Annotated in this window: 5 protein-coding genes; all 5 read left to right on the plus strand. The window is 37.7% G+C overall.

The features are described from left to right. Positions 1-32: 32 nt before the first annotated feature. The 5 genes from serS to HMAT_RS18345 all read left to right on the plus strand — a co-directional run bounded on the left by serS (position 33) and on the right by HMAT_RS18345 (position 12,150). Positions 33-1,304 carry a serine--tRNA ligase gene (gene serS / locus HMAT_RS18315; protein WP_104384298.1) on the plus strand — a complete coding sequence of 424 codons (1,272 nt, stop codon included), beginning with the start codon at positions 33-35 and terminating at the stop codon, positions 1,302-1,304. A gap of 643 nt (positions 1,305-1,947) precedes the next feature. Next, positions 1,948-5,163 carry a SusC/RagA family TonB-linked outer membrane protein gene (locus HMAT_RS18320; protein ID WP_104384299.1) on the plus strand — a complete coding sequence of 1,072 codons (3,216 nt, stop codon included), beginning with the start codon at positions 1,948-1,950 and terminating at the stop codon, positions 5,161-5,163. A gap of 10 nt (positions 5,164-5,173) precedes the next feature. Next, entirely contained in the window at positions 5,174-6,757 is a 1,584-nt protein-coding gene (locus HMAT_RS18325) for a SusD/RagB family nutrient-binding outer membrane lipoprotein (RefSeq protein ID WP_104384300.1), read from the plus strand. 1,121 nt (positions 6,758-7,878) lie between these two features. Continuing rightward, entirely contained in the window at positions 7,879-8,211 is a 333-nt protein-coding gene (locus tag HMAT_RS18335) for a hypothetical protein (protein WP_158655984.1), read from the plus strand. Positions 8,212-9,096: 885 nt separating this feature from the next. Continuing rightward, positions 9,097-12,150 carry a SusC/RagA family TonB-linked outer membrane protein gene (locus HMAT_RS18345; protein WP_104384304.1) on the plus strand — a complete coding sequence of 1,018 codons (3,054 nt, stop codon included), beginning with the start codon at positions 9,097-9,099 and terminating at the stop codon, positions 12,148-12,150. The last annotated feature ends 9 nt before the right edge of the window (positions 12,151-12,159 follow it).

The following is a 12,159-nucleotide window of genomic DNA, read 5'->3' on the forward strand; positions in this document are numbered from 1 at the left end:
GTTCACTATTTTTTAAATAACACATTTATATTATGTTGCAATTGAATTATATCCGTGAAAACAGGGATACGGTTATCGAAAGATTGGCTGTCAAGCATTTCAAGGAAATTGGATTGGTCGACGAAATCATCAGTTTAGATGAAGATCGCCGTAAGATCCAAGCGGAATCGGACGCACTTTCGGGCGAAGCTAATGCGGCAGCGAAACAGATTGGAGATCTGATGCGCCAAGGGAAAAAAGAAGAAGCTGAAGCCGTTAAATCGCAATCCTCCGGATATAAAGAGCAGGTGAAGCAACTGTTGGATAAATTGGGAGCGATCGAAATCCAGTTGAATGATAAGATTGTTCAATTGCCTAATTTACCGCATCAATCTGTTCCTACAGGTGTAAGCGCTGACGATAATGAGGTGGTATTAACGAATGGGGAGATTCCTGCACTATCAGAAGATGCCTTACCACATTGGGAATTATTAAATAAATACGATATTGTGGATTTAGAGCTTGGTGTAAAAGTTGCTGGAGCGGGATTCCCAATTTATAAAGGTAAGGGCGCAAAATTGCAACGTGCACTGATCAATTTCTTTTTGGATCAGGCAGCTGAGCAAGGATATGAAGAGGTGCAGGTACCGATTTTGGTTAATGAGGATTCAGCATTCGCTACAGGACAATTGCCTGATAAAGAAGGGCAGATGTATTACGTTAATAACGATAATCTATATCTGATTCCTACAGCAGAGGTACCAGTTACCAATATCTATAGAGACGTAATTGTTAAGGAAGCACAGTTCCCAATTAAACATTGCGCCTATACACCATGTTTCCGTCGTGAAGCCGGTTCATATGGAGCCCATGTGCGTGGTTTGAACCGTCTGCATCAGTTTGATAAAGTAGAGACGGTACAACTTGTTCATCCAGAAAAATCGTATGAAGTATTGGAGGAAATGAGCCTGTATGTACAAGGCTTGCTTCAACAATTGGAACTGCCTTATCGTGTGTTGCGTTTATGTGGTGGCGATATGAGTTTTACTTCCGCAATGACGTATGATATGGAAGTGTATAGTTCTGCCCAAAAGCGTTGGTTGGAGGTATCTTCTGTATCTAATTTTGAAACATATCAAGCCAATCGTTTGAAAGTACGTTTCAAAAATTCAGATGGAAAAATGCAATTGGCCCACACATTAAATGGCTCGGCGTTAGCATTACCACGTATTGTGGCTGCAATTTTAGAGAATAATCAAACGGATAAAGGTATTCGCATACCAGCAGTATTGGTGCCTTATACCAAATTTGAATATATTGATTAATACATACAATTAATAGCGAATTCTTATTGTTGAATTGCTATCGGAAAGAGGCTCTACCTGAGAAGGTAAAGCCTCTTTTTTTTGAAATAACCCGATTCATTTTAACTTTAGAATCGTTATAAATTACTATTTTTTTTGCGACTAAAATAAGGGAATGCAACTGTTAATGTTTTCTTATGACATTGTTAATGTTTTGTTAAATCTTATAGATTCCGTATAAAATTCTGTTTTGAATTTGTTTGCAGAGTTTTTATTCTAAAATGAATCTTGTGTTTGAATTTGTAAGATACTGCTGTCTTTGTTGCGGTATTTTTTGTTTTTAAGAGTGAATGTTAAAAAACTTGTAAAAGCAACTTTGGCTTTCTATATTTGGAACCGCTAATACAAATCGCACTAACTATTATACACTGTAAATGCTGAAAGGAGCAAATTTTACAGCTGAGTATTTTCAACGGATTGACTCTACATCTACCTAGGGACTCTTTTCCACTAATATTTTCAACTGTTATCACTTGAATGGCGATATGCTGTTTTGCGTATTGTTATTTATTGTCTAAACAATGTCTGTTTAGACAGTTATGTTAACGGATATAATTTATATCAAATAAAGGATTAGAAAAATAATAAATTAACTAACTAAAACATGAAACAAACATTACTAAGTTTTCTTGTTGGTGGAATGATCTTAACTTCGGTTGCATTCGCACAAGAAAAAAAGATTAGTGGTCGTGTGACATCTGCTGATGGTAAGGGGTTACCAGGGGTTACAGTAGTTGTACAAGGAACTAATCAGGCGACACAAACAGATGCTAGTGGTAATTATTCATTGAATGTACCTGCAGGCAAAGTTGTCGTCTTCCGTTCAGTTGGTTTTGACGATAAAACCATCATTGTTAATAACAATAGCACTGTTTTCAATATCTCCATGGAAAACCATGATAATGCATTGGAAGAGGTTGTTGTGACAGCGATGGGACAATCACGTCAAAAACGTGCATTAAGCTATGCTACGCAAGAAGTTAAGGGTGATAAGCTAACCGAAGGAGCGAATAGTAATCTAGCTACAGCATTGCAAGGTAAAGTATCAGGGGTTCAGGTAACGCCTTCATCGGGTATGCCAGGAGCATCCGCTAATATTACGATCCGTGGAGCGCGTTCATTCACTGGAAATAATTCACCTTTATACATCGTTGATGGGTTACCAATTTCATCGACTTCAGATCAATCAACTGGAAACTCAGTTTCCGGTGCGGATTATTCATCCAGAGGATTGGACATTGATCCAAACGATATCGAAAGCATCAATATCTTAAAAGGACAGGCAGCATCTGCATTGTATGGTATGCGTGCTTCGAATGGTGTGATTATTATTACCACAAAGAGCGGTAAAGGAAAGCAGGGTAAGCCACAAATTTCGTACAATTCGAATGTTTCCTTTGACAAAGTGTCTGTACTTCCTGAATTCCAGACAAAGTATGCACAAGGAACTAATGGTCAATACTCGCCATTATCTTCTATGTCTTGGGGGCAGCAAATTCAAGACTTGTATAACGATCCTGTTTATGGTGGAAATACTGATAATGACTATACGAAAAAGTATGGTAAGCATGAAGGTAAATACTATGTACCGCAACGTGCCAATGCCGGTATGGATCCATGGGCTACACCACAGGCTTATAATAATGCTAAAGACTTTTTCAATACAGGGAACACCTACAATAACTCCTTCAATATTGTTCAAGGGTTTGAGAAAGGTAGCTATGCTTTGTCTTTGGGAGCAACCAATGCTGATGGTATAGTTCCATCAACGGGAATGGATCGTTATACAGCCAAATTATCAGGTGAGGCCAAATTGTCAGACAAGTGGACGACAGGCTTTACAGGTAATTATGTCAATTCGCATATTTCAAAACAAACTGGTGCTAATAATGGGATCATTGCGACCGTTTTTGGAGCTCCAGCATCATATGATTTAAAAGGCATACCGTCTCATAATTTAAACGCGCCGACAACCCAAAATACTTACCGGAGCACGAGCGGCTTTGATGGAGCATATTGGGCTGTTGATCACAATAAATTTACGGAAGATACACAACGTTTCTTTGGAAATGGTTTTGGACAATATGCGACAAATTTAGGTGAAAATCAAAAATTAACACTAAAATACCAAGCGGGGGTTGATTCTTATACAACAAACTATACCGATCTTTGGGGATATGGTCATGCGGATGGATTTGGTGAAGTTGAAAACTTTAATGTTTCAGTAACGGAATGGAACTCCTTAGGAACAGCTGCGTACAACTGGAAAATCAATGATGACTTGGTTCTCGATGCCATGGTCGGTAACGAGATTGTAAACCGCAACAGAAGAAGAGACTATGCTTATGGTGCGAATTTTAATTTTCCGGGATGGAATCATATCAATAATGCTTCTACGGTAACTACTGAGCAAACATTGCGTCATACACGTACATTTGGTACATTTGGTAGTTTAGCCTTGGCTTACAAAAACATGTTGTTCTTAAATGCAACAGGTCGTAACGATATTGTTTCTTCTATGCCTAGAAACAATCGTTCATTCTTCTATCCATCTGTTTCAGCAGGTTTCGTATTTACAGAATTAGATGCGGTTAAAAATTCGGTGTTGACTATGGGTAAGTTGAGAGCATCTTATGCAGAAGTAGGACAAGCAGGCGATTACTACGATAATTATTTTGATAAGCCAACTTATGGTGGTGGATTCTCCAATGGAACTCCGATTCTTTATCCAATAAACAGTGATGGTGTAACTTCATATACATCTTATCCGATTGTTTACGATCCAAATTTGAAACCACAAAATACACAAGCTTTCGAATTAGGAACTGATTTGACATTCTGGAATGGTTTAATCAACTTGAATTATACCTTCTCCCGTCAAAATGTAAAAGATCAGATTTTTGAAGTGCCTTTGGCTGCTTCTACAGGTTACTCAAGCTTAGTAACTAATGGTGGTAAAATCCATACCAATGCACACGAGTTGACATTAGCTGTTGCGCCATTCCGTTCGGGTGATTTCAAATGGGATTTTGCATTCAATTTTACCAAAATAGACAACTATGTTGATGAGTTGAAGGAAGGGGTGAATAGTATCTTTATGGGAGGTTTCGTTACACCACAAGTACGTGCCGGTATTGGTTCTAAATTTCCTGTGATCTATGGTGTTTCTTATTTAAGAAATGACGCTGGTCAAATTATCGTTGATAAAAACGGTCTTCCTTTAGCAGGTGAAGAAAAAGTGATCGGTAGCGTTTCACCAGATTTTAACCTCGGTTTCAATACAAACTTCGAGTATAAGAAAATCAGACTTTCAGCAGTATTGGATTGGAAACAAGGAGGGCAGATGTACCACGGTACTTCCGGAACCTTAGATGTTTATGGGGTGACTCAAAAATCGGCTGATTTCCGTGACGGTAATGGATTCTTGTTTGAAGGGGCGGCTGTCAAGGAAGTTTCTCCGGGGCAATACGCACCAAATGACATTCTTATAGCTCCTAATCCTACTTTTGGTGCAGATGGAAAAGTAAATAATGTATCTACTTATGATTACTTCAATCGTCTGAGCAATATTTCTGAGGCTGGTATCCGTGGAACTTCATTTGTGAAGTTGCGTGAAGTTGCTGTAGGATATCCTGTGTATCAAAATTCAAAGATTAAAGTTGACGTAAATGCATTTGCACGTAACATCATCTTATGGTCTGAGCTGAAAGGATTTGATCCAGAGGTTTCACAAGGTAATACCAATATGTCGGGAGCTTTTGAGCGTTTCTCACTTCCGGGAACATCGAGCTATGGTTTAGGTGTTAACGTTAAATTCTAGAATTAGTATCATGAAATTAAAATTAAATATTGTTGGTTTATTGGCGATGGGCGTATTAGCTTCGCCAGCATTCTTCACTTCTTGTTCTGAAGACGCAATGGACAAAGTGAATGAAAACGTAAACAAACCCAATGATGTACAGGCTAAGTTTATCTTGACCGATGTGATCACAAGAACAGCTTTTTACAATACAGGAGGTGACTTTAATACCTATTTATCCGTGTATGTGGAACATGAGGTTGGTACGGATAATCAGTTGTGGAATGCAGAACGTCGTGAAAGAGAACCTCAAAGTGCATCTACTTTCAATAATACATGGGGAAACATGTATACTGCATTGAAAGACGCTCGTATGGTGATTGAGAAATGTTCTCCAGGTGGTCCACAAGAAGGAAATAATACAACCTTAGGAATGGGGCAGGTAATGGCAGCATACAATCTGGCATTATTGACAGATATGTTTGGTGATGTTCCTTACGCTGAAGGATTCAAGCCATTAGAGATTCGTAACCCTAAATTGGATAAGCAGGAAGAATTATATAAGCAAGTAAATGCATATTTAGATGCTGCTATTGAAAACCTGCCTAAAGGTGATGCACATGCCACAGGAAGTGTAGGAGGACAAGATTTATTATATAGTGGAAATGCTCAAAATTGGCTTAAATTTGCTTATGGTTTAAAAGCCCGTTATGGGATGCGTCTTGTTGCCAAGTCTACTGATAAGTCGGCTGCTTTAAGAGCCGTTATCGCCAATGTTGATAAATCTTTTAAAGATGCTAGTGAACAGGCTGCATTTGATCAATATGCAGGATCGAATCGCAATCCATTTTTTGACTTTCAGTGGTCAAGAAGAGCATTGATGGCTAGTAAGAGCTTGGTTGATAAAATGATCGAAAACAGCGATCCTCGCTTGAATAGAGTATTTATTACACAAAAGTATGTGCAATTAGCAGATTTAGCTAACAAGGGTGAAAGCTATACTAAAGTAGCTCCCAATGGCAACCCAATCCAAGATAAGAATACCTATAATTTATCTATTTTTGGATTCGCACAGTCCGCGCAGACACAATTGTTGAGCTATCACGAAATACTTTTCCTAAAAGCTGAAGCCATGCAACGTTTAGGTGATGGATCTGCAGCTGTTGAATCTGTATTAAAGACCGCGGTTGTAGCAGCTGTTGCTAATGCGGAGAAATCTATCAACGCAAGTTTGAATTCCGCTTTGGTAAAAGGTGCGACTAAAGGAGTAGGTATTGTTGAAAAATCAGATAAGATTACCGCAACAGCAGCAGAAAATTACTTTGATACAAAAGTGAAAGCATTGTTCGCTGCTAATCCACTAAAAGTGATTGCAAACCAAAAATATATCGCATTTTTTGGAGCATCAGGTGAGTCAACTGAGATGTACAATGATATCCGCCGTTGGAAAGCAAATGGTGAAAACCTTGTTGAGTTGAAAAATCCGGGTAAATTCCCGTTACGCTTACCATATGGTAACGATGATACGACAACTAACCCGAATGTTCAAGCCGCATATGGTGATGGCGCATACGTCTACACTGAAAATGTTTGGTGGGCAGGCGGTACACGCTAGACGATAAAATTAAGGTTATAAATGAAAGCGATCTCGAAAGAGATCGCTTTTTTTATGGTAATTTTTTTGGGCCAATGTCCCATTAGCTTCCAATATACACATAGTTCTATGCAAAGATAGTGTTAAAACCTGTCATAATCTGATAGATAATTTGGTGCCAAGCCAGAGTCAAGTTGGATTTAGAACCGAAAATAATGCATGAAATTGGTGTTGTTCGTCGACTCATTAACCTGCTGACATATCGGTGTCCGATCAAGTAAGAGGGTAGTTTTGTGAAGCCGAATAGTTACAAACGTTGCTTTAAGGAAGGTTTAATTAGTGCTTGAGAAGGAGATGTAACAGGGAATGAGATATCATTATTTCCAGATATCTGTTACATTTTGCGCTGTAATACTGTGATTTCGCGATTCGACGAATTGAATTTGACACCTGACAATTTGTTTTTCCCCTAAGGGTAAATGAAAATTCCACTGGTCGAAACGAAAAAGTTCTGTGACTGTTTCAAATAGTCAGAGGAGTTTTCCATTTTGTCACAGGGAAAAATGAAACCGACAGGCGTTGGAGCGATTATTCCATATTGGGAGATGAGAAATTCACCCGACGAAATGATACTGACGGGTGACGGAATTATTTTTTCACTTGGTGGAATCGTAGTTTTACTGTGGGAAATCGTCCCGATAGAGTGGAAAATGAAGCTGTTGTGTTTTGAAATCTTTCCTTGCCACATAATAATTTTTGCTTTCAACTCGTGATACAAAAAACTTTCGCCATGGATTGTATCTAATGGTGTTGGCTTTTACCAATATAACAGACGTTTTTTATGAATTCCCATGTATGGGTTGTCGCATTCTTGGCACATTCTATCCATTGCAGTTCTTTATCTAGAATGAAGTAACCGATCCAGATAGATACACCTATAATTTATCTGTTTTTGGACCCGAACTGTAGTTAGTTAAGAGGTAATTGTTGAATTGACAGACCATGCTTAATCATGGAAAGCTGGAGGTTTATCCTCATAGCTTGAACAAAATGCGGTCTATCGTCTCTCCCGGAGATTTCGTATATATTGGGGCGCTAAATATGTAGGTAAAAGTCAACTTCCCCGTGATACAATGAGCTATGTGGCAAACCAGGATTTTGATGAAGCCAAGATGTGGACCCGAAAAATTCGTGTTTATAAAGATATGCCCCTGCGTGCTTTTGTGGATGAGATGAGCCGCTGGGAAGGATTTATGATCAAAAGATGGGAATGTATCCCAAAGGACAAGCATATTTCAGTAGCTATCTGTTATAAGAGTGGTCGGGAGGAAGTATATGCAGCCATCCGTCAGGCAGGTGTGCTGCTGCATGAATCAAAAGGGATGATCAGCTTTTGTCCGGAGGATAAACGTGATAGGGTGGCAATGAAGTTTTCAGACAGCAGACCCGGGGGGATTCAGGTAAGGAAAAAGTAAGGAGTTTCCTGGGGATGCCTACTGTCACTGTTCGGCTGGCGGAGTGCTTTGATATGGGACAAGTTAAGGCCAGGTTATTGCCAAGTTCGCCCTGTAAGCAGGTTGAGTGCAGAGTGAGTCCACGTTGAGTCCAGCTTTTAAGGTGCTTTCACTGTACCCACATGTTTTTTACAAATTGGGAGCGGGGCGAGCGTGGGGCAAACTTGTCTATAAGCAATTTACAACAATGTTCCTTACAAGTGGTAAGATTTTTTATATGGTAAAGCCTTTTAAAGTATTCGATAATAAAAAGAAATTACCATCACTAATATTTTTACTTTTTTTGCTATTGGTCCTAATCTTATTTCCTCCACGGTCTACTTTTAGGATGCTATTTACCTGCAATTTTCCTGCTTGAGTAGGCGAAAAGCAGGAAAATTGTAGATAAAACTTAGTATAATTGATGGAAAACCGGTAGAAGAAACCGGTTGTTTGGCTTAACAACTTCAAAGGAGAGTGTCCACTGCCCAAGGTTGATAATTAGCAAAGATTTAATTCTATGTTTCACGGTTTATTTTAGGTATAACTTTGTATAATTTTTATGTTTTCTAAAAATTTTCAAAAGTGATCTATTTATTGATACAATTTTTTATGAAAAGCTATTTTTTATTTAATTGATATACAGTAGTTTGTGTTTATTTGTGAATTAATTGTTATCACAAAGTTATGCTAGCATTGTAAAAGTTAAAAAAAGTTATAATTTTGCATTTAACATTTTTTAACAAGCAGAAACAATCTGGTGAAAAATATGTTACTAACTATAATACATATATAAATTATCGGAAAGTATATTACTAACCATAGTATTTTTTTTCAAAAATTAACATTTTTAATAAACGTAAACATATGAAACACAAATTACTCAGTTTTTTCGTGGGTAGTATGATCCTAACTTCGGTGGCGTTCGCGCAGGAGAAAAAAGTAAGTGGTCGAGTAACAGGAGCCGATGGTAAACCATTGGCAGGGGTTACGATCGCTGTTCAAGGATCTAATGTTGCCACGCAAACAGATGCGAACGGTAATTATTCGTTGTCTGTTCCAACAGGAAAAGTTATTGTCTTTCGTTCTGTAGGATTTGCTGACAAAACACTAATTGTTAAGGAAGGACAATCTGCTTTTAACGTTACTTTGGACGGTTCTGACAATGCTTTGAGCGAAGTAGTAGTGACAGGGATGGGAGTCTCTAAAAATACAAAAGGGCTTGGGTATTCAGTATCTAAAGTTAGTGGAGATGATTTAGTAAAATCAGGAGAGGCAAATATTATACAAGGACTTGCTGCAAAAGCGACCGGTGTTCAAGTTACTTCTTCAAGTGGTACTCCGGGCGCATCATCTAAGATTATTTTGAGAGGTCCTGCTTCTTTTTCTGGCGATAATCAACCTTTGATCGTTGTCGATGGTGTTCCTTTAGATAATAGTCTTAATAACATCAAAGCGGGTGATGATCCTTATAATCAAAATCTAGCTGGTGTTCAGACTGCTAATAGAGCTTTGGATATTAATCCTGATGATATCGAATCGGTAACTGTATTGAAAGGACCAGCAGCGGCAGCGATCTATGGTCAAGCCGCTGGTAATGGTGCAATAATTTATACCACGAAAAAAGGGAAATTAGGCTCAGGATTGGGTATTGTTTATTCGACAGGTTTCGAAGCGTCTAAGGTTAATAAATTGCCTGAGATGCAAACTAGTTATGGACAAGGAGAAGGAGGAGTATCAAAGGTTAGTGCTGATAGTTGGGGCCCTAGTTTAGCTGGTAAACAGTCATATGATAATGTAAAAGAGTTTTTTCAAACGGGAAGAATTTTTAATAATAATTTAGCGATTACTTCTGGTGGCGAAAAAACTACTTTTAGATTCTCTGTGGGATCTCACAATAATAAGGGAATCGTGCCGAACTCTTCTTTTAATAGATATACTGCGCGTTTAAGTTCGGAGTCGAAATTAAATGATGCAATTACGGTAGGTGGAACATTGAGCTATACGAATTCAAACACAAGGGCTGTTCAGAATGGTAGTAATCTCGCTGGTACCATGCTTGCTTTACTTCGTACTCCTGCTGACTTTAATTTGGCGGATTATATCAATGAAGATGGTTCTCAAAAACAATACTTTCCTAACTATGATAATCCATATTGGTCCACGGAATTTAATCCTTATACGGAGCAAAATAACCGTTTAACTGGTAATGCTTATGCGGATGTGAAATTAAATAATATATTCACAATTTCTTGGAAAACGGGATTAGATAATTATTCTACTGAAGGAAAGCAAATATATGCGATTGGTTCTCGTGGAGATGATAATGGTCTTGCTTATGGCGAGATTAAGCGTACTAACGTTAATTTTCGTAATATTTATAGTGATTTATTGTTAAAGTTTAATACGAAGATTTCGGAAGATTTTTCTGTCTCTGGGATGCTCGGAGGAAACTTTAATTATGCTCAATATACTTCAAATTTTGGTAGAGGTAGAAATTTAGCAATGCCTGGCTATTATAATTTTGCTTCGGCTCAAGAATTATACGTTAGTAATTATGAGGAATATAAAAATAGTAAAGCTATATTTTTAGATGCGACTTTTGATTATAGAAGTATTTTGTTCTTAACATTAACGGGTAGAAATGAATGGTCAACTACTTTTGGTAAAGATTCCAAAGGATTTTTCTATCCAAAGGCAGACGTTTCGTATGTTTTTTCTCATCTGTTAGAGAATAATTCTATTCTGAATTATGGTAAAGTAAGGTTTGCTTATTCTAATGTAGGTATTTCACCCAATGTCTATTCTGATCGGTCGTATTTCACCGTTCCTACGATTGCGGATGGTATGACAAACGGTTTTTCATTCCCATATGCTGGGCAGGCAGGTTTTGCTAAATCTAATGTGCAGGTTGCAGAGGAATTCCGTCCAGAGAGAAATAAGGGGTATGAAGCAGGGCTTGAAATGAAATTTTTCAATAATCGTTTAGGCTTAGACTTCACATATTATCAACAGCATTCGTCAGACTTGTTAATATCTCAACCAATTGATCCTACAAGTGGTTACGCATATTATTATAATAATGTGGGGGCAATGAAAAATACGGGTTATGAAGTTGGTATAACAGCTCATGTTGTTAAGGCGGAAAAATTCAATTGGCATACCACTGTAAATTGGTCTAAAAATGAAAACGAAGTTACTGAATTGGCAGAGGGAGTAGATAAGATGTCTATCGGATCGGCATTTTCAGCTCCTCAGTCTTATGCAATTGTAGGACAGCCGTTTGGGGTTTTATACGCTCAGAAGTTCAAACGAAATGCGGAAGGTAAAGTATTGATAAACCCTACCAGTGGGTTACCTATTTATGAGGATGAGTTAGGAAATGTTGGAAGTCCTATTCCCACATGGTTGATGAATTGGAATAATGAATTTTCGTATAAAGATTTTTCATTATCCTTTTTATGGGATTTTAGGAAAGGTGGTAAAATATGGGGGGGAACACAGGCAGGACTTTATAATAGAGGAAAAGCTGCAGAAACAGCAGATCGTGAAAGAATGTATAAAATAGATGGTGTATTTGCTTCTGGACCCGACGAAGGAAAAGAAAATAATAAAGAAATCGATGCATTGACATATTTCAGAAATTATTTAGGTAATAGTAATTCAGAAATTGCGATTCAAAATGGTTCATGGGCAAGATTAAGATCAGTAGATTTTAGTTATCGCTTTAAAAATTTCTCTAAATCCATTCAATACATTCAAGTTGGTGTGAATTTACGTAATGTATTGTTGATTACGGATTATAAGGGTGTTGATCCAGAGACAAGTTTGACAGGTTCAAATCAAAACTTTGCTGGATATGATTTCTTTAATAATCCGGGAACTAAATCTTATTCTCTTAATTTACGTTTTGGATTTTAATTTTAATAT

It is taken from the genome of Sphingobacterium sp. HMA12, assembly GCF_002933815.1.
In the GTDB taxonomy this organism is placed as follows: domain Bacteria; phylum Bacteroidota; class Bacteroidia; order Sphingobacteriales; family Sphingobacteriaceae; genus Sphingobacterium.

What these genes read in the sequence shown, in the direction of transcription:
- serS (WP_104384298.1), top strand. Translation starts at nt 33, where the DNA reads ATGTTGCAATTGAATTATATCCGTGAAAACAGGGATACGGTTATCGAA.
- HMAT_RS18320 (WP_104384299.1), top strand. Translation starts at nt 1,948, where the DNA reads ATGAAACAAACATTACTAAGTTTTCTTGTTGGTGGAATGATCTTAACT.
- HMAT_RS18325 (WP_104384300.1), top strand. Translation starts at nt 5,174, where the DNA reads ATGAAATTAAAATTAAATATTGTTGGTTTATTGGCGATGGGCGTATTA.
- HMAT_RS18345 (WP_104384304.1), top strand. Translation starts at nt 9,097, where the DNA reads ATGAAACACAAATTACTCAGTTTTTTCGTGGGTAGTATGATCCTAACT.